The following is a 17,652-nucleotide window of genomic DNA, read 5'->3' on the forward strand; positions in this document are numbered from 1 at the left end:
CCCGATGATTACCGTCGCGATACGACCAGTGCACTTCGATCACCGGATGGGCAGGGACATGAGCCGCGGCACGGACAGAAGGTTGGCAGGCAAGGTCGCGTTGGTGACCGGTGCGGGGGCGGGCATGGGGCGCGCCTTCGCAGAACGGCTCGCTGCGGAGGGTGCGGACATCGTCGCCGTCGACCTCGACGAGGCCGCGCTCGATGCGGCCGTGCGCAGCCTGCACGAACACGGACACGGCGTGCTGGCGGTGCCCGCCGACGTGCGGGACCAGGGTGCGCTCGACGAGGCCGTACGCAGGGGAGTCGAGCAGTTCGGCGGCCTCGACATCGTCGTCGCCAACGCCGGGGTGAGCCGGAATCCGGGGCCCTCGTGGACCATCGACGAAGCCGAATGGGACCTGGCCGTCGGGGTCAACGTGACGGGAACGTGGCACACGGTGAAGGCCGCCGCGCCGGCGCTGACCGAGCGCGGCGGCGGATCGGTGATCCTCATCAGTTCCACGGCCGGCATCAAGTCGGTGCCCGGCGCAGCACAGTACAGCGCCGCCAAGCACGCGGTGATCGGCCTGATGCGCACCCTCGCCAACGAGCTGGGCGGCAAGTCGATCCGCGTGAACGCGGTGCTGCCGGGGGCGGTGAACACGGCGATGACGAACAATCCGGCGACGTTCGCCCGGCTGCGGCCGGACCTGGAGAACCCGGGCGCCGACGACGTGGCCGGCGTGCTGGCCGCCCGGCACCTGCTGCCGATCCCGTGGGCCGAGCCGGAGGACATCGCTCATGCGGTGGCGTTCCTGGCCTCCGACGAATCCCGGTGCATCACCGGTCAGCAGATCGTGGTGGACGCCGGACTGACGCAGAAGGTGGCGTGATGGTGGATAGCGGTACCGGCAGGCTGGTGGGCAAGGTTGCGCTGATCTCCGGGGGCGCACGGGGGATCGGGCGCGCGCAGGCGGTGCGTTTCGCGCAGGAAGGCGCCGATGTGATCGTCATCGACCGCTGCGCCCCCGTCGACCACTCGACGACGCCCGGGGCATCGCCGGAGGACCTTCGCGAGACGGTGCGTCAGGTGGAGGCGCTCGGCCGGCGCATCGTGGCGCGTGAAGCGGACGTGCGCGACCAGGCGGGGCTCGACGCCGCGGTGGCCGAGGGCGTGACGGAACTCGGCGGCCTCGACATCGTGTGCGCCGCCGCCGGGATCAGCTCGGCGGGGCCCGCGGTGGAGCTCGACGAGGACGTCTGGCAGACGATGTTCGACGTCAACCTCACGGGCGTGTGGAAGACGTGCAAGGCCGCGATCCCGCACCTGCTCGACACCGGGCGCGGCGGGGCTATCGTGCTCGTCAGCTCCATCGCCGGCCTGCGCGGCCTCGTGAGCGTCGGTCACTACGCCGCCGCCAAGACGGGTGTCGTGGGCCTGATGCGCTCACTCGCCCAGGAACTGGCCGAACACCGGATCCGCGTCAACACCGTGCATCCGGCGAATACGCGCACGACGATGATCCAGAACGAGGGCACGATGCGCTCGTTCTGCCCGGGCGAGGTGCACCCGACGCAGGAGCAGTTCGAGGCGGGGACGCAATCGATGCATCTGCTTCCGGTGCCGATGCTCGAGCCGGTGGACATCGCCAATGCGAGCCTGTTCCTCGCCTCTGACGAGGCCCGGTACATCACCGGAGCGACCCTTCCCGTGGACGCGGGGCACTGCGTGAAATGAGGGCGTGAGATGACCGCGTGACGTGATTGCCCTACCGGCGCTTTCCCGTTCTGCGGGAGATCCCTTCCGCCGCGACGCAATGCGGACGTTACGTTCGTCACGATAGGCACTGAAATATGCGCCGGGTCACGTCGTGCGCGCATGCGCCGGGACCGGCGAGGAATCGGAGTGGGGATGAAGATCGGCAGTATCACCAAGTCCGTCGTGCTCGTGGGCGCCGCGTCGGTCGTGCTGGCGGGCTGCGCGGGGTCGAACGATGCGGGCGGCGGCGGAGGTGGCGACGACACCTACGACGTCATGGTGACGGCCGGGCTGAGCGCGCAAGGCGTGCTGGCCGCCAATGCGCAGACGTCGGTGCTCGCGGCCAAGGCCGGCGCCAAGGTGATCAATGAGCAGGGCGGTATCGGCGGCAAACAGGTCGAGCTCACCGTCGTCGACGACGGCGGCGATCCGACGACCGCCGTGACCAAGCTGCGGGAGGCCATCAACTCCGGTGACAAGCCCGACCTCTTCCTGGACTCGGGGCCGTCGACCATCGCGATGGCCGTGCTGCCCGTGCTCAAGCAGAACAAGATCCTCTCGTTCAACATCTCGCCCGCCGAGGGGACCGACGACCCGTCGAAGTTCCCGCTCAACTTCGACCTGGCACCCGGCCCGGACGCGAACAACAAGGGCATCGCCCAGTTTGCGAAGCAGCAGGGCTACAACGACATCGGAATCTTGCACTCCAACTCCGGATCGGGCGAGGCGTACGGTACGGCGGCGAAGGAGCAGATCACCGCGGCCGGCATGAACGTCGTCGGGATCGAAACGTTCGACACCGCCTCGCTGGACATGACCCCGCAGCTGCTGTCGCTGAAGAATGCCGGCGCCAAGGTGCTCGTCCTCGACGCGTACGGTGCGCCGCTCGGGCACGTGCTCGACAACATGCAGCGCCTCGGCTGGGACGTGCCGATCATCGGCGAGACGACCGTCTCGGCGACGAACCTCATCGCCAAGACCCCGCCCGACGGGGTGCTGGGCACGCCGAAGGTGGACAACCTGGTCACCCAGGTGTTCCAGAGCACCGTGTACGACCCGGACAACGAGGCCGTCAACGAAATGGTCGAGACGATGGCGGGGCTCGGGGAGATCACGACCACGCTGATCCTCGCGGACAACTACGATCCGTTCTTCCTCGTGGCCGCCGCGGCGGAGAAGACCGGCAACACCGATCCCGAGGATCTCGCGAAGGCGCTGACCACGGACGACGTTCTCGACAGTGCGGAGACGGCCTTCTTGCCCCGCTACAACTTCACCGAGGATTCGCACGCCGCGAACCCGGACGCCGACGCGTTTCAATACGTGGCGCCGACCAAGCTGGTCAACGGGCAGTTCGGCAATCCCGAAGCGTGAACGCGACATCGGTGACGAGGCGGGCGCGTTGAGAGCGCGCCCGCCGGAAGAGGATCGGCAATGACGATCGTGCTGTCCGGGCTCGCGCTCGGCGCCGTGTACGCCCTGGTGGCGATCGGCTACAACATCGTTTTCATCTCCTCGAGCACCTTCAACTTCGCGCAGGCGCAGTTGATGATGGTGGGCACCTTCGTGGCCTACACGGGCCTGGTCACCTGGGATCTGCCGGTGATCGTGGTCGCGCTGCTGGCAGCGGCCGTCGTCGCGGTGATCGCGGGTATCGAGGATCTCACCGCGGTGTGGCCGGTGAAGGACCGGCACACGCAGCTGGTGACAACCCTGGGCGTCGCCACCCTTCTGGGCGGGGCATGCCAGCTGATCTGGGGAAATCAGCCGTTGTCGGTACCGTTCCTGAGCTACAACGACCCGGTCGACTTCCTGGGCGGCCGCACCTATCCCGTGGAGCTGGCGCTTATCGCCGCGGCGGTGCTGCTGGTCGCGGTGCTCACGTGGCTGTCCAAGCGCACCATGCTGGGCCAGGCGCTGATCGGGATTTCGGAGGACACAGAGGCGGCGACGCTGCGTGGGATCAGCGTGCGCAAGCTCGCCCTGGGGGCGTTCGTCTTCTCCGGGGCCCTCGCCGGCGTGCTGGGGTTGCTGGTGGGGCCGAAGACCTTCGCCGTCGCCACCCTGGGCACGGCGCTGGCGATCAAAGGCTTCGTGGCGCTGGCCATCGGCGGATTCGGCTCGCTGCCGGGGTGCCTGATCGGCGGTTTCGTCGTGGGGCTGGCCGAGTCCCTCACCGCGCTGCACTGGGGTGCCCAGTACAGCTCGCTCATGGTTTTCGCGGTGCTGCTGGTGCTCCTGCTGGCGCGCCCCACGGGTCTGTTCGGCCGCACTGCGGAAAGGGTGGTCTGATGACGGGCGGTGCAGCGGAGGGGCTTCGGGCCTCGTGGCGCGGCCTGCGGGCGTTGCCGAGCTGGTCGGTTCCGGCCGTCCTCGCGGTGTTCGCGGTGTTCCTGCCGTACATGGGCCTCGCGTTCTCGTGGAACCGGCAGATCCAATTGGCGCTGATCCTGGCCCTGGTCGTGGGCGGGCTCAACCTGTCGCTCGGTTACGCCGGAGAACTGGCATTGGGGCAGGCGGCGATGTACGCGGCGGGCGCCTACACCGCCGGGCTCCTGTCGGTGCACGGGCACACCGGGTTGATCATGCAGCTCCTGGCCGGCGGCGTGGTGGCGCTGGTCGTCGGCGTCATCACGGGTGTGCCGGGGCTGCGCTTCGGTTCGTGGTCGCTGGCGATGACGTCGTTCTTCCTGGTGCTGCTGATCCCGGACCTGCTCTCGATCTTCAAGGAGCACACGGGAGGCCACAATGGGCTGACGGGGCTGGAATCGCCGACGCTGCTGGGCACGCAGATCGACAGCACCCAGTTCTACGTCGTCATCGTGGTCGTGACCATCGTGTGGTTCGCGGTCCTGCGCAACCTCGTCGTCTCGCGGCACGGCATCGCCTTCCTCACGCTCAAGCAGTCGCCGGTGCTGGCGGCGTCGGTGGGCATATCGGTGTTCCGGATGAAGCTGACCGGCTATGCGCTGGGGGCGATCCCCGCGGGGCTCGCCGGCGTGCTGTTCGCCAACCTGGACCTGTACATCTCGCCCGAGGCGTTCTCGTTCACCTTCGCTACCGCAGTGCTGGCGGCGTCGATCCTGGGCGGGTCGGCGAGCGTGTACGGGGCGCTGATCGGCGCGCTCGTCATGCAGATCGGGCCCAACCAGTCGACGGAGTTCCAGCAGTACGCGCTGGTGTTCTACGGAGTGCTGCTGGTGGCCTGCGGCGTGCTGTTCCGCGGCGGGCTGGCCACTCTCGGTGCGCGGCTGCTCGCGCGCCTCGACAAGGCCGCGGGCGTCGCGCCCGCGCCGCGTGTGTGGCACCCCGACTCGGCCGCGGAGGGGACCGCGCTGGATCCGACGCCGGGCGCGGAGCTCGTCGTCGACGGCGTCTCGAAACGGTTCGGCGGCAATCAGGCTTTGCGCTCGGCCGCGCTGTCTGCGCGCCCCGGACAGGTCACCGCGCTGATCGGCCCCAACGGGTCGGGCAAGACGACCATGCTGAACATGGTGTGCGGCTATTACAAGGCAGATGCGGGGACGATCACCCTGGGCGGCAGGGAGATCACCGGGCTCGCTCCGCACCGGGTCGCCCGCGCAGGGGTGGCGCGCACGTTCCAGACGCCCAACATCCCCGACGGGGTGACGGTGGCGGAGGCGGTCGCGGCCGGCCGGTACACCGCCGCGCGGTCGCCGATGCTCGGTGCGATCCTCCGGTTGCCGGGATTCCGGCGGGTGCGCAAGGAGGACCGTCGAGCCACGGAACGGCTGCTGGATGTTCTGGGACTGGCCGACCAGCGCGATGCGGAGGCGACGTCGCTGCCGCTCGGGAACAGGCGGCTGCTGGAGGTGGCGCGCGCGCTCATCGGGCGTCCGTCGGTGGTCCTGCTCGACGAGGTGGCGTCCGGGCTCGACGAGGACGAGGTGCAGCGGCTCGCCCGGATGATCCGGGCGATCGCGGACGCGGGCGGCACCGTGGTGCTGGTCGAGCACAACTTCCGGCTGGTGCTGTCGCTCGCGGACACGATCGTCGTGCTCGCGCAGGGCGCGGTGCTGGCAGAGGGGACGCCGGAGGAGATCGAGAACGATCCGCGGGTGCTGCGCGAGTACCTGGGCATCCGGGAGGACGACGACGAGGTGGAAGTGCACTCATGACCGAATCGGCTGTCGCGGACGAGCACGTCGCGCCGCTGCTGCAGGTGGACGGCCTGGCCGCCGGCTACGGGGACCTCAAGGTGGTCTGGGACGTGTCGCTGCGCGTGCATCCGGGCAGGGTGACGGCGCTGTTGGGGCGCAACGGGGCCGGCAAGACCACCACGTTGCGGGCGATCTCGGGGCTGAACAAGGTGATGCACGGCTCCGTGCTCCTCGACGGCGAGGAGATCTCCGGGGTCGCCGCCCACAAGCGGGTGCGCAGGGGAGTCGCGTACGTGCAAGAAGGGAAGAGGGTCTTCCACCGGCAGAGCATCGAACAGAACCTCATGCTCGGCGGCTATTCGCGGGGGCTGCGTCGTCAGGCCCTGCGCGCCGAGGCCGAGCGGATCTACGAGCTGTTCCCGGTGCTCGCGGAGAAGCGCAAGGCTTCCGCGGGGTCGATGTCCGGCGGCCAGCAGCAGATGCTCGCCATCGGGCAGGCGCTGATGTCGCGGCCGCGGCTGCTGCTGCTCGACGAGCCCTCCGGCGGCCTGGCGCCCGTGATCGTCAACGAGGTCATGGAGCGCATAGCGGCGCTGACGAAGACCGGACTGGGCGTGCTGCTGGTCGAGCAGGCGGTGGAGGCGGCGATGACGGTCGCCGACCACGTCACGGTTATCGACGTGGGCAAGGTGGTGATGGATCGTCCCGCCTCCCACCTCGCGGATACCGAGGTGGTCAAGGAGGCCTACTTCGGGCGAGTGTGAAACCGGACATCGACGTCGAACATGGCCCGCGCACCGCGCGGTGAGGAGGCATCGTGAAGGTTCTGGTCGTCGGAGGCACCGGCATGATCGGCACGCATTTCGCCACGCACCTGCGGGGGATCGGCGACGAGGTGACGCTGGCCGCGCGCAGCGATCCGGCCGCGGGATCGGTGGCCGCGCAGTTCCCGGTGATCCGCGGCGATTACACGCGGGGCGACTTCGCGGAGGCGGACCTGGAGCCGTTCGAGGGCGTCGTGTTCGCCGCCGGCAACGACCCGCGTCACCTGCCCAAGGGCGCGGATGCGGCGCAGTTCTGGGAGTCCACCCAGGTGGAATCGGTGCCCCGGTTCGCGGCGCTGGCCAAGAAGGCGGGCGTGCGCCGGTTCGTGCAGGTGGGCAGCTACTACCACCAGGTGCTGCCGGAGCTCGTGGAGTCGAACCCGTACGTCCGGGGCCGGGCGTTGGCGGACGAGCGCGCCCGGGAGCTCGCCGACGCGGACTTCTCCGCGTGCACGCTCAACCCGCCGTCGATCCTCGGCGTCATCCCGGGTGCGCCGCTCAAGCGCATCGCACGGTTCGTGCAGTGGGCGGACGGCGCGCTGCCGGATGTGCCGAACTTCGCGCCGGCCGGCGGGACCAACTACATGTCGGTGCGCTCCCTGTCGGAGGCGGCGGGTGGCGCGTTGCACCGAGGCGAGCCGGGGAAGGCGTACCTGATCGGCGACGCGAACTGGAGCTTCCGCGAGTACTTCCAGACGTTCTTCGACGCGGCGGGCTCGGGTGTGCGGCTCGACGAGCGGGATGAGGAGCACCCGATGATGCCGGATCCGTTCATCATCCAGGGGCGCGGCAACACCATCGCCTACCGGACCGATCCGGAGGAGACCGCGCTGCTGGGCTACCGGCAGGGCGACGCGCGGCGGGCGGTGGAAGAGATGGTGGCCAAGGTGCGGGAGTCGGCGTGAGCGTCCTCGGGCCCGGGCGGCTGCTCGAGGGGAAGACCGCGCTGATCACGGGCGCCGCGAAGGGGATCGGTGCCGCTGTGGCCCGCCTTTTCGCCGAGCACGGAGCACACGTCGTCGCCGTGGACATCGACGCGGACGCGCTCGGCGCGCTGGGTGAGGGGGTCCCGTCGGCGGCACTCGTCGAGGCGGACGTGACGGACCCCGCCACCGCCGCACGCTGCGCCGGGTTCGAGGTGGACGTCCTGGTCAACAACGTGGGCGACTTCCTTCGCCCGGCAACGCCGTTCGCCGATGCCGGCCCCGACGAGTGGGCGCGGCTGGGCGCGGTCAACTTCGACCACGCGCTGCACATGACGCACGCGCTGCTGCCGGGGATGGCCGCGCGCGGGCGGGGCGGGTCGATCATCAACATGACGACGGTGGAAGCGCACCGCGGGATCCCCGGACAGACGGTGTACGCGTCGTTCAAGGCGGCCTTGCGCCACTTCACGCGCAGCCTTGCCCTGGAGGTGGGCCGGGACGGCATCCGCGTCAACGCCGTCGCACCCGACTTGATCGAGACGCCGCAGGTCCCCTACGGGCGTCTCGTCGCCGAGGCACACCGGGACCGGTGGCCGCTGTGGGCGCCGTTGGGCGGGCCCGGCAGGCCGGAGGACGTCGCAGGTCCGGCGCTGTTCCTCGCCTCCGACCTCTCGCGGTTCGTCACCGGCACCACGGTGCACGTCGACGGCGGCAGCCACGCGGCGGGCGGCTGGTTCGCCCGCCCGGACGGCACCTGGGTGAATCGGCCGCTCGACCCCTGAACAACCCGGCAGACTTCGGCGCCGCGTGCCGCCCGGCGGGAACGCGCACCGCATCCGGGCAGTTCCGCGGAAGCATGGCGTGCGGCGTGTCCCCCGCGGGGTCCCGGGCGCGGAATCATCAACGACGAGACAGGAAGCGAGGCGGCCATGACGGTGAAGGTCGACCACGACGAATCCATGCGCGAGCTGGCGACGGACGGCGGCGTGCTGCGTTACCACGACATCGGCGACGGCCCGCCGCTGCTGTTGCTGCACGGCTCGGGCCCCGGCGTGTCGGGCTGGCAGAACTACCGCGGTGTGGTCGGCGAGCTGGCCGAGCACTTCCGATGCCTCATCCTGGAGTTCCCGGGGTACGGGATTTCCGACACCGGTGAAGGCCATCCGATGCAGATGGCCGTCGAATCGGTGGGACGCTTCCTCGACGGCATGGGCCTGGGGGCCGTCGACGTGATCGGCAACTCGATGGGCGGGATCGTCGGCGCCACCGTGGCCGTCGACGAGCCGCAGCGGATCCGCAGGCTCGTCACGATCGGCGGCGTGGGCAAGCCGCTCACCAGCCACAGCCCCTCCGAGGGGATCAAGCTGCTCATGCAGTTCACCGCGGACCCCACCCGTGAGCGCCTGATCGCTTGGCTGCACTCGATGGTCTACAACCCGGCCACCGTCACCGAGGCGCTCATCGAGGAGCGATGGAAGCTGGCCGTGGAGCCGGAGACGCTCGAAGCCGCGCGACGGATGTACACGCCGGAGGCGTTCGCGGCGGCGGCCGCGGCGGCGAAGGCGGCGGGGATCGTCCCCCTGTGGGCACGGTTCGGCGACATCCAGGCGCCGACGCTCATCACGTGGGGGCGCGACGACAGGGTGAGCCCCGTCGACATGGCGCTGCTGCCGATGCGCGACATCCCGAACGCCGAGCTGCACGTGCTTCCCAACTGCGGGCACTGGACCATGATCGAGGCGCGCGACGAGTGGCTGTCCGCGGTGCTGGCGTTCCTGACGCGGGAATAGCGGCACCGGCGCGGTGACGCGGCGGGCGGGGCGATGCATCTGCCTGGCGCCGCTCGGTATGAAAATCGGTGCAGATCCGGCGGAATTCACCGAAAACCATACCGAGCGGTGAGGGCGCGAAGTGCACCCGTTCGCCGGCACGGGGTCGTCCGTCGCGGCCCGGCCCTGCCCGTGCGTCAGTGGAAATCGGTGACCACTGCATCGGCCAGTGGGCGGGTCACCGTCCACAGGATCCGCGACCGGCAGGCCGACATCTTCCACTCGCCGTTCTCGACCGCGTACTCGTCGTCGTACTCGATCGCGCTCACCGACTCGGTCCCGGCGCGCCGGTCGACCTGCCGGAAGCGCAGCGTCCACCGGCCCGTGGCGGAGTCCGGACCGGTGAGTCGGATGTCCGGGTGCAGGCCGTGGTGCATGTCCAGCACCACATACGCCTCGTCGACCTTCTCCAGTGCGATGGTGCGGTACACGGCGGCGATCCCGTCGGCGTCCTCGAACCGTCCGAGCGGCCCGTAGTCGATCACCGCGCCCCTCGCGATGAACGACGAGCGGAATCCTTCGGGGTCCTTGGCGTCGCAGGCGCGCAGGTAGCGGTGCTTGAGTGCGACGATCGCGTCGCGAGCCTCGAGTTTCGCGACCCGTTCCTCGAGCGCCCGCAGGCGGTCCTCCGTCATGGTGTGTCCTTTCCGTGGTCTGCGTGGTCTGCGGCGTGGGGTTCTTTCTCCCGTGCTGCGGGACGCCCCTTGGCCGACAGAGTGCCCGAAGTGTGATTCTGTGGCCATGGTGAGTCCCACGTCACAGTTCCCGCATAGTGTCAAACCCGTTCCCGCCGGGGAGATCCGGTCCTACGACTTCGAGACCGACGTGCTCGTCGTCGGCTTCGGCTGCGCGGGTGCCGCCGCGGCGCTGGAGGCATCCGAGGCGGGCGCCGCCGTCACGCTCCTCGAGCGTGCGAGCGGGCCGGGCGGATCCTCGGCTCTCTCCGGCGGGGAGATCTACCTCGGCGGCGGCACCCCGGTGCAGGCGGCGTGCGGGTTCACCGACACGGCGCGGGACATGGCGGAGTACCTCATCGGCGCGCTCGGTCCGGACGCGGACGAGGAGAAGATCCGCCTCTACAGCGACCGCAGCCTGGAGCATTTCGAATGGCTCGTGGCGCAAGGCGTCCCGTTCAGGAACTCCCTGTGGGACAGTCCCACCTGGGTTCCGCCCACCGACGACGGGCTGATGTGGATGGGCGAGGCGGCCTGGCCGTACAACCAGCACGCGACGCCGGCCGCGCGCGGCCACCGTGTGCAGTCGGAAGGGTTCGGCGGCAAGGTGCTCATGGACCGGCTCGTCGAGGCCGTGTCGGCGCGCACCGGCACCGAGGTGCACTCCGATACCCGGGCGCTGCGCCTCATCGTCGACGACACGGGGCGCGTGTGCGGCGTGATCGCCCGCCGTTTCGGCGAGGACTACGCGTACCGCGCCCGGCGCGGCGTGGTGCTCACCACCGGCGGCTTCGTCGACAATGAGGCGATGCTGGCCGAGCATGCGCCCGAACTGGTCGGGAGCGCCAAGGTCTCGGACGGCGGCGACGACGGACTGGGCATCGTCATGGCGCAGGCGGTCGGTGCCGCAGTGCGCAGGATGGCGACCGGACAGGTGGGCATCCAGACCATCCCCGGGTACATGACCCGCGGAATCGTGGTGAACGGGCACGGACAGCGGTTCATCAACGAGGACGTCTATCCGGGGCTCGTCGGCATCGAGGCGCTGTATCGGCAGAACATGGACGTGTGGGTGGTGCTCGACGAGGAGGCCTTCGAGGATGTGCCGGAGGCGGAGCGCTGGGGGCTGCGGCCCACGCACGTCGCGGAGACCGTCGCAGAGCTGGAGAAGGAGATGGGGTTGCCGGAGAACGCCTTGCAGCACACGGTGGCCGAGTACAACAGGCATGCCGAGAATGCCGAGGACCCGTGGTTCCACAAGGCGGCGCGGTGGCTCCGTCCGTTGCGGGCGCCGTTCGCCGCCATCGACGTACGCCTGGGCATGGCGCCCCCGGAGGGCGCCGCCGTCGGCGGCAACGGTGCCGCGGTGTTCACCCTGGGCGGGCTCGCGACCGACACCGAGGGGCGTGTGCGCGACCTCGACGGCGGCCCGGTCGCCGGGCTGTACGCGGCGGGCCGGGCGTCGTCCGGGCTGCACGGCGGTGGCTACATCAGCGGGACCTCGCTGGGACCCGGCACGTTCTTCGGCCGACGCGCCGGGCGCGCCGCGGCGGGGGTGCAGCAGTGACCGGGGCGTGCGACTCGGAACGTATCCGCTCGCTCATCGCCCGCATCGCGCATCTCGCCGACGACGGCACCGTGGAGGAGTACTGCGCCCAGTTCGCGCCCGACGCGGTGTGGGAGATGCCGGAGGATCCGCGGACCGCGATGGCGGCCCGCACCGCGCGAGGGATCGACGACATCGCCCGGGGCGCCCGGGAGCGGCGCGCGGCCGGGACGGTGGGCGCGGGCAGCGGCACGCGGCATGTCGTCGACTGCAGCGACATCGCGGTCGCCGCAGACGGGGAAACGGCGACAGCCGTGTCGCTCTGGCGGTTCTACGCGCACACCGACCAGGCGCCCCGCGTCGTCAACATGGGGCGCTACCTGGACGAGTTCACCAGCATCGACGGGCGATGGGTGCTGGCGCGGCGCGTGATCCGGCTGGGATGATCCCGGCCGGTGGAAGTGCTGCCATGCCGGGGACGGGGACGGATTAGTGTCGGTGACCATGATCACAGCGAGTGCGGATGAGCGCGACATCTACCGCGGCATCGTCGGGTTCGCCCGGGCCATGGATGCGCGGGATTGGGCGGCGATCGAACGGATCGCGGTGCCGAACGCGACCGCGGATCTCGGCACCGGCAGGCTGGAGAGCCGCGCCGAGATGATCGCGCTCATGCGCAGCTTCCTCGACGAGTGCGGGCCCACGCAGCACCTCGTGTCCAACGTGCTCATCGACGTCGATACCGAGGCCGGTGGGGAGACCGCGCACAGCCGGGCCTACGTCTCCGACCTGCACCTGGGCACCGGGTCGCTGACCGGCCTGTCCTTCCAGACGCTCGGTGATTACCACGACGAGTGGGCCAAGGTCGACGGCGAATGGCGGATGACCCACCGGACCAAGTCGATGCGGGGAACGCTCGGCACGCAGGCGGTGCTGGGGGCGGGGCCGGAAGGCTATGAGGTCTCGGGGCCGGCCGCGGGCCGGGGCGCTGCGGCCGGCGGATCCGCCGCCACCGAGATCACCAACCTGCTTTACCGCTACGCGGAGTGCATGGACTCGGGGCGGCTCGACGATGCCTCCGAGCTGTTCCGCCACGCGACGATCCATGCCGGTAAGCGTGAGCTGGACGCTGCGGGGATCCTCGCCGTGTGGCGCGGTACCGTCCGGCTGCACGACGACGGCACGCCGCGGACCAAGCACGTGATCTCCAACCCGATCCTCGAGATCGACGAGCAGGAGGGCCGCGCCCGCGCGCGTTCGTACTACACGGTGCTGCAGGCGACGGCCGGACTTCCGCTGCAGGTGATCGCCGCAGGGCGGTACCACGACGAGTTCGAGCGGTCCGGCGGCACGTGGCGCTTCCGCTCACGCGACTATTCGATGCTGGACCTGACCGGCGACATGCACGATCACCTGCGGTCCGGCGGCTCCTGACCGATCGCGCAGAACGCGTGGCAGATGCGGTCACGGATGATGGACTCGGGGCATTCGGGGTCGAACCACCTGTCGACCACGGCCCAGTGCACGGGGTGGTCCAGGTATTGGCCGGTGACGTCCTCAGGCGAGGCGAATCGCTGCTCCCACACGTGGGTCCACGGGGTGGGCCCGCACGCGGAGTCGACACGGCCGAGGTTCCACGCACGGATCGACGGCATGTGCCGCGGCATCGCGAGCAGATCGTGCTCGAACCGTGCTACCTCGGCGGGCTCCGCGCGCGGGTCGACGCGCAGTAGCAGCGCCCGGTAGCAGGCGGCATCGGCGGCGCCGTTGCGCACTCCGGACGTGCCCGCCCCGAACTCGGCGCCGTGGACGCGGTCGACGCCAGGCCCGGCGAGCGCCGCGTCGACGGCGCCCCGTCCCGCAGCCCAGGACGCGCGGTCGGCATAGCGGAGCCGCACGATCACGTCGCCGGCGGCGATAGAGCCGTCCAAGGGCACGCCGACCACGTGGGCCTCGGCGCCGGAATCGGCTGCGGCTCTGCGAAACTCTTCCACCGCAGTACCGTCTGACCGCGCGCCGGGGCTCAGGTGGACGATGCGGATCACGTCATGCACCGTTGTTCTCGTCATACGTCGCAGAGTCCGTCCACATCCGGCGCGGCGGCGGCCATGGACCGCGTGCGTTCGGCGATCAGCGGGGCGACGCTGTCCCACCAGGCGCGCAGGCCGGGGTCGCCGCGCCCGGCCCGCGTCATGTCCCACCATGCGGGCACGCCGTCGAGCCGCCAGGTGGCCGTGATGGTGTTGCCCGCGTCGTCCCGCCACATCGGCGGACTCACCAGCAGCCGGTCGAGCACCATGCCGCGGGTGCGGGCGCCGGGTGCATACCCGTCCAGGTAGGCGGCGACGAACCGCTCGCCCGCGCCCGGCGCCGTCTCCACCCGGTCGATCACGAAAACTGCAGTCCCCATGCGTGCATCGTGCCGTCGCGGTGCGGCGGCGGGAACGGCCCCGCCCGGGTGGCGGGAGGATGCGGTGTTCTGCACGGCATGGCGTGGAAAAGTGAGGTGGACGACATTTCCGGCGCATTCGACAGGACAGGAGAACGACGATGAACGGTAGCAGGCGGTTCGACGGGCAGGTCGCCTTCATCACGGGGGCCGCGCGCGGCCAGGGCCGGGCCGAGGCGGTCCGGCTCGCGTCCGAGGGCGCGAACATCATCGCGGTGGACGTGTGCGCGGAGTTCGAGACGACGTCCTACCCGGGCGCCACCCGGGCGGACCTCGACGAGACGGTGCGCCTGGTGGAGGAGGCCGGCGGGAAGATCGTCGCCTCCGTCGCCGACACCCGCGACGTCGACGGTCTCGCTGCAGCGCTCAAGGCGGGCACCGATGCATTCGGCCGGCTCGACGCGGTGATCGCCAACGCCGGCATCTGCGTCGGCCGGATGTCCTGGGAGATCACCGCCGCCGAGTGGCAAGAGATGATCGACGTCAACCTCACCGGCACGTTCAATACCGCGAAGGCGGCCATCCCGTACCTGATCGAGCAGGGCGAGGGCGGCGCGATGGTGTTCACCAGCTCCGAATCGGGCCTCAAGGGCACGCCGTTCACCGCGCACTACACCGCGACGAAGTTCGGGATCGTGGGGCTGGCCAAGACGATGGCGAACGAACTGGGCGAGTACAAGATCCGGGTGAACACCGTGCACCCGGCGGGAGTGCGTACGGGCATGGACATGTCCGCCGACATGAACCCGCTGATGGACAAGTACGCGCACACGCTCTCGCCGATCTTCATGAACTCGCTGCCCTACGAGATCCTCGAGGCCGAGGATGTCGCCGGCGTCGTGGCGTGGCTGTGCTGCGACGAGGCCAAGTACATGACCGGCGCGCAGGTGCCGGTGGACTTCGGCAACTCAAACCGCTGACGGCGGCGCGGGGCCGGACGGATCGCCATCCGTCCGGCCCCGCTGCCGACGGTGCGGCCTACTTCCCGGCGGCGTCGCGTGCGGCGATGTAGCCGTAGACGATGCCCTGGCCGATCGTCGCGCCCGCGCCCGGGTACGAGTGGCCGAACGCGTTGGCGGCGGTGTTGCCGATGGCGTAGAGCCCGTCGATGGCGGTGCCGTCCTCGCGCAGCGCCCGGCCTTTGTCGTCGGCGAGCACGCCGCCGCAGGTGCCCAGGTCGCTCAGCGTCATCTTCACGGCGTAGTACGGGCCGTGGTCGAGCGGACGCAGGTTGGGGTTGGGGCTCACCGTGGGGTCGCCGTAGTAGCGGTCGTAGGCGCTGCGGCCGCGGCCGAAGTCCTCGTCGCTGCCGGCGGCGGCCGAGACATTGAAACGCTCGAACGCCTCGGTGAACGCCTCTCGCGGCAGGCCCACCGAATCGGCGAGCGCCCCGGGGCCGTCGGCGCGGTGCGCCGTGCCCGCCTTGTACCAGGACTCGGGGATGGCCATGCGCGGGAAGAGCATTCCGGCGAAGACGTAACTGTTGCGGTACTTCTGGTCGAAGATGATCCACATCGACTCGACGGGGTCGCCCTCGCGTTCGCGCTGCAGCACCGTCTGGCCGAAGGACATGTAGTCCTTGGCCTCGTTGGTGAACCGGCGTCCGGTCTGATCGACGATGAACGAACCCGGGAGGGCGCGCTCGGCGAGCATCACCATGGGCGGGTGGCTGCTGCGGGCCGGCGCCACGGCCGGGAACCACCACGCCTGGTCCATCAGGCCGATCCCGGCGCCCACGTCCTGCGCGGCGCGGATGGCGTCGCCGGTGTTGCCCTCGGCGCCCATCGACTCGTTGTCGTGCAGCCGCTCCGACTGGAACTTGTGGCGCATCGCCATGTCGTGGTCGAACCCGCCGGCGGCGAGCACCACGCCCCGCCGAGTGGTGATCGTGTACTCGGATCCGCCCTGCTCGACGACGGCGCCGGTGACGCGGCCGTCCTCCTCGACCAGCTTCACCAGCGAGGTCTCGGTCCACACGGGGATCCCCGCGCGCAGCACGCCGGCGAACAGTCCGGCGGCCAGCGCCTGGCCGCCCGCCATGTACTCGCGCTTGAGCGCCTTGCCGCCCACACCCTGCGACAGGCGCTGGAAGATGCGCGGGAACGCCTTGCCCGGCTTGCGCACCATGAGGTTCATCCACCGGTAGTCGACGCCGGTGATGGGCATCGGCAGCGCCGCCTCCATCTGGCCGGGGCGCAGGCGCGGACGCTCCTCGCCCAGCACCGAGGCGTCGAACGGCCGGCTCTCGCAGGTGCGGCCGGCGGCGTTTCCGCCGGGCTTCTCGGGGTGGTAGTCCGAGTAGCCCTTGGACCAGAACAGGTTGAGCGGTGTGGTCCGCTGCAGCATCTCGACGGCGGCCGTGCCGTGATCGAGGAACGACTGGCCGCGTTCCGCGGGGGCGGTGCCGTCGACGACGGCGCGCACGTATTCCTCGGCGCGGTCGAGGGAGTCGCCGGCCCCGGCCCTCTTGAGGATCGGGTTGTCCGGCACCCAGAACGCGCCGCCGGACCGCGCCGTGGACCCGCCCACGTACGGGGTCTTCTCCACGACCAGCGTCGACAGGCCCTCCTCGTGCGCCGTCAGCGCGGCGGCCATGCCGGTGCCGGAACCGATCACCAGCAGGTCGACGGTGATGTCCTTCGCGGGGACGGGGGGAAGGGCGGCGCGTGCTGCTGTTGCCATGGAATCCTCTTTCGGCGCCGGCGCGTTTCGGCGGCGCGGTGACAGGGTGCACAGGTATGTGGGCGTCACGGTAGACCTGCGCGCCGCAACCCGACATCCGAGCTCCCATGTGGCGGCACGAGCCCCGCATGACGCCCGGATGCGGTGTAGTGGCTGTTAGCGTTCACCCGTGCCCACCACTGACGATGCTCCCGATCCGTCCGACGAGGACGGCCTGCCGTCGATGCCGGCCACCGCCTGGGCGGTGCTCGGGACTCTGTCCTTCGGCGAGGGTCTGTCCGGCTACGACATCAAGACCTGGGCGGATTGGTCGCTCAACTACTTTTACTGGTCGCCGTCGTTCAGTCAGGTGTATTCCGAGCTCAAGCGTCTCGAGAAGCACGGCTTCGTCGAGTCCGACAACGGCGACGGGGGCGCCCGGAACCGGCGGGTCTACACGATCACCCCGGCGGGGCTCGCAGCGTTGCGCCGCTGGGCCCGGGAGTCCGAGGTGGACAGGCCCGTGCTGAAGCATGCGACGATGCTGCACCTGTGGATGGGGCATCTGAGCGATCCGGTGCGGCTCAAGGAGATGGTGCGCGCGCATATCGAGCAGATGACGGCGCTGCGGGACGGGGCGGCCGAGCGGGCGCAGAACGCGCGCCGCGAGCCGTCGTGGGCGTACACGCAGATCGTCATGGAGTGGTCGCGGCGCCACTACGACAGCGAGATCTTGCTGGCGGAGGAGCTGCTCGAGCAGATCGACGCCGCCGGTGCCCGCTTCGATTCGGCCGCCAAGCAGGAGGGCACCGGCCTGCCGATCCCCGTGGAGCCCGGGCACTGGAAGAGCCGGGCCTGACGGATCGCCGCCACCGCGCATGT

The 17,652-nt window shown here is 70.3% G+C and carries 18 protein-coding genes; 14 read left to right on the plus strand and 4 right to left on the minus strand.

What is annotated here, in order from left to right:
* Positions 1–58: 58 nt before the first annotated feature.
* From H4F70_RS02105 to H4F70_RS02145, 9 genes are all read left to right on the plus strand, one after another.
* Complete coding sequence (locus tag H4F70_RS02105) at positions 59–874, plus strand: mycofactocin-coupled SDR family oxidoreductase (RefSeq protein ID WP_182360101.1); 816 nt, start codon at positions 59–61, stop codon at positions 872–874.
* Complete coding sequence (locus H4F70_RS02110) at positions 874–1,719, plus strand: mycofactocin-coupled SDR family oxidoreductase (RefSeq protein WP_182358860.1); 846 nt, start codon at positions 874–876, stop codon at positions 1,717–1,719. The genes H4F70_RS02105 and H4F70_RS02110 overlap by 1 nt, the downstream gene beginning before the upstream one ends.
* A 174-nt stretch (positions 1,720–1,893) precedes the next feature.
* Positions 1,894–3,114: an ABC transporter substrate-binding protein gene (locus H4F70_RS02115; RefSeq protein WP_235681286.1), complete on the plus strand. Its 1,221-nt coding sequence runs from the start codon at positions 1,894–1,896 to the stop codon at positions 3,112–3,114.
* A gap of 60 nt (positions 3,115–3,174) precedes the next feature.
* Positions 3,175–4,032, plus strand: coding sequence for a branched-chain amino acid ABC transporter permease (locus H4F70_RS02120; RefSeq protein ID WP_182358862.1), 858 nt, complete (start codon positions 3,175–3,177; stop codon positions 4,030–4,032).
* Positions 4,032–5,879 (plus strand): branched-chain amino acid ABC transporter ATP-binding protein/permease, encoded by a 1,848-nt coding sequence (locus tag H4F70_RS02125; protein WP_182358863.1) that lies wholly within the window; start codon positions 4,032–4,034, stop codon positions 5,877–5,879. Before H4F70_RS02120 ends, H4F70_RS02125 begins: the two co-directional genes overlap by 1 nt.
* Positions 5,876–6,625 (plus strand): ABC transporter ATP-binding protein, encoded by a 750-nt coding sequence (locus tag H4F70_RS02130; protein WP_182358864.1) that lies wholly within the window; start codon positions 5,876–5,878, stop codon positions 6,623–6,625. Before H4F70_RS02125 ends, H4F70_RS02130 begins: the two co-directional genes overlap by 4 nt.
* Before the next feature lie 53 nt (positions 6,626–6,678).
* Positions 6,679–7,590, plus strand: a complete 912-nt coding sequence (locus H4F70_RS02135; protein WP_182358865.1) for an NAD-dependent epimerase/dehydratase family protein — start codon at positions 6,679–6,681, stop codon at positions 7,588–7,590.
* Positions 7,587–8,393: an SDR family NAD(P)-dependent oxidoreductase gene (locus H4F70_RS02140; RefSeq protein ID WP_182358866.1), complete on the plus strand. Its 807-nt coding sequence runs from the start codon at positions 7,587–7,589 to the stop codon at positions 8,391–8,393. Before H4F70_RS02135 ends, H4F70_RS02140 begins: the two co-directional genes overlap by 4 nt.
* A 147-nt stretch (positions 8,394–8,540) precedes the next feature.
* The gene (locus tag H4F70_RS02145; RefSeq protein WP_182358867.1) at positions 8,541–9,401 is read left to right on the plus strand and encodes an alpha/beta fold hydrolase; all 861 of its coding nucleotides are present in this window, start codon (positions 8,541–8,543) and stop codon (positions 9,399–9,401) included.
* Positions 9,402–9,577: 176 nt separating this feature from the next.
* Here the strand turns inward: H4F70_RS02145 and H4F70_RS02150 are convergent, their stop codons facing one another.
* Complete coding sequence (locus H4F70_RS02150; RefSeq protein ID WP_182358868.1) at positions 9,578–10,075, minus strand: nuclear transport factor 2 family protein; 498 nt, start codon at positions 10,073–10,075, stop codon at positions 9,578–9,580.
* 106 nt (positions 10,076–10,181) lie between these two features.
* Here H4F70_RS02150 and H4F70_RS02155 point away from each other — a divergent pair, with 106 nt between their 5' ends.
* The 3 genes from H4F70_RS02155 to H4F70_RS20935 are packed head-to-tail and all read left to right on the plus strand — an operon-like array spanning position 10,182 to position 13,094.
* Positions 10,182–11,681 carry an FAD-dependent oxidoreductase gene (locus tag H4F70_RS02155; RefSeq protein ID WP_182358869.1) on the plus strand — a complete coding sequence of 500 codons (1,500 nt, stop codon included), beginning with the start codon at positions 10,182–10,184 and terminating at the stop codon, positions 11,679–11,681.
* Positions 11,678–12,106, plus strand: a complete 429-nt coding sequence (locus H4F70_RS02160) for a nuclear transport factor 2 family protein (protein WP_182358870.1) — start codon at positions 11,678–11,680, stop codon at positions 12,104–12,106. The genes H4F70_RS02155 and H4F70_RS02160 overlap by 4 nt, the downstream gene beginning before the upstream one ends.
* Positions 12,107–12,164: 58 nt before the next feature.
* A complete protein-coding gene (locus H4F70_RS20935; RefSeq protein ID WP_308316920.1) occupies positions 12,165–13,094 on the plus strand; it encodes a nuclear transport factor 2 family protein in 930 nt (309 codons plus the stop codon).
* Here H4F70_RS20935 and H4F70_RS02170 read toward each other — a convergent pair.
* Positions 13,070–13,729 (minus strand): Dabb family protein, encoded by a 660-nt coding sequence (locus H4F70_RS02170; RefSeq protein ID WP_235681287.1) that lies wholly within the window; start codon positions 13,727–13,729, stop codon positions 13,070–13,072. The genes H4F70_RS20935 and H4F70_RS02170 overlap by 25 nt on opposite strands.
* Positions 13,726–14,070 carry a hypothetical protein gene (locus tag H4F70_RS02175; RefSeq protein ID WP_182358871.1) on the minus strand — a complete coding sequence of 115 codons (345 nt, stop codon included), beginning with the start codon at positions 14,068–14,070 and terminating at the stop codon, positions 13,726–13,728. Before H4F70_RS02175 ends, H4F70_RS02170 begins: the two co-directional genes overlap by 4 nt.
* Positions 14,071–14,210: 140 nt before the next feature.
* Between H4F70_RS02175 and H4F70_RS02180 the strand changes: the two genes are divergently transcribed.
* The gene (locus tag H4F70_RS02180; RefSeq protein WP_182358872.1) at positions 14,211–15,029 is read left to right on the plus strand and encodes a mycofactocin-coupled SDR family oxidoreductase; all 819 of its coding nucleotides are present in this window, start codon (positions 14,211–14,213) and stop codon (positions 15,027–15,029) included.
* A 58-nt stretch (positions 15,030–15,087) separates the two neighbouring features.
* On the opposite strand, the gene H4F70_RS02185 is transcribed toward H4F70_RS02180, so the two are convergent.
* On the minus strand, positions 15,088–16,791 hold the full coding sequence (locus tag H4F70_RS02185; RefSeq protein ID WP_182358873.1) for a 3-ketosteroid-delta-1-dehydrogenase: 1,704 nt from the start codon (positions 16,789–16,791) through the stop codon (positions 15,088–15,090).
* A gap of 169 nt (positions 16,792–16,960) precedes the next feature.
* Here H4F70_RS02185 and H4F70_RS02190 point away from each other — a divergent pair, with 169 nt between their 5' ends.
* Entirely contained in the window at positions 16,961–17,629 is a 669-nt protein-coding gene (locus H4F70_RS02190) for a PadR family transcriptional regulator (RefSeq protein WP_235681288.1), read from the plus strand.
* The last annotated feature ends 23 nt before the right edge of the window (positions 17,630–17,652 follow it).

The sequence above is a fragment of the Tomitella gaofuii genome (assembly GCF_014126825.1).
Taxonomy (GTDB): Bacteria; Actinomycetota; Actinomycetes; order Mycobacteriales; family Mycobacteriaceae; genus Tomitella; species Tomitella gaofuii.

Bases quoted from the DNA above. Each gene is read 5' to 3' on its own strand.
- H4F70_RS02105 (WP_182360101.1), top strand. From the start codon at position 59: ATGAGCCGCGGCACGGACAGAAGGTTGGCAGGCAAGGTCGCGTTGGTG.
- H4F70_RS02110 (WP_182358860.1), top strand. From the start codon at position 874: ATGGTGGATAGCGGTACCGGCAGGCTGGTGGGCAAGGTTGCGCTGATC.
- H4F70_RS02115 (WP_235681286.1), top strand. From the start codon at position 1,894: ATGAAGATCGGCAGTATCACCAAGTCCGTCGTGCTCGTGGGCGCCGCG.
- H4F70_RS02120 (WP_182358862.1), top strand. From the start codon at position 3,175: ATGACGATCGTGCTGTCCGGGCTCGCGCTCGGCGCCGTGTACGCCCTG.
- H4F70_RS02125 (WP_182358863.1), top strand. From the start codon at position 4,032: ATGACGGGCGGTGCAGCGGAGGGGCTTCGGGCCTCGTGGCGCGGCCTG.
- H4F70_RS02130 (WP_182358864.1), top strand. From the start codon at position 5,876: ATGACCGAATCGGCTGTCGCGGACGAGCACGTCGCGCCGCTGCTGCAG.
- H4F70_RS02145 (WP_182358867.1), top strand. From the start codon at position 8,541: ATGACGGTGAAGGTCGACCACGACGAATCCATGCGCGAGCTGGCGACG.
- H4F70_RS02150 (WP_182358868.1), bottom strand. From the start codon at position 10,075: ATGACGGAGGACCGCCTGCGGGCGCTCGAGGAACGGGTCGCGAAACTC.
- H4F70_RS02155 (WP_182358869.1), top strand. From the start codon at position 10,182: ATGGTGAGTCCCACGTCACAGTTCCCGCATAGTGTCAAACCCGTTCCC.
- H4F70_RS20935 (WP_308316920.1), top strand. From the start codon at position 12,165: ATGATCACAGCGAGTGCGGATGAGCGCGACATCTACCGCGGCATCGTC.
- H4F70_RS02170 (WP_235681287.1), bottom strand. From the start codon at position 13,729: ATGACGAGAACAACGGTGCATGACGTGATCCGCATCGTCCACCTGAGC.
- H4F70_RS02175 (WP_182358871.1), bottom strand. From the start codon at position 14,070: ATGGGGACTGCAGTTTTCGTGATCGACCGGGTGGAGACGGCGCCGGGC.
- H4F70_RS02180 (WP_182358872.1), top strand. From the start codon at position 14,211: ATGAACGGTAGCAGGCGGTTCGACGGGCAGGTCGCCTTCATCACGGGG.
- H4F70_RS02185 (WP_182358873.1), bottom strand. From the start codon at position 16,791: ATGGCAACAGCAGCACGCGCCGCCCTTCCCCCCGTCCCCGCGAAGGAC.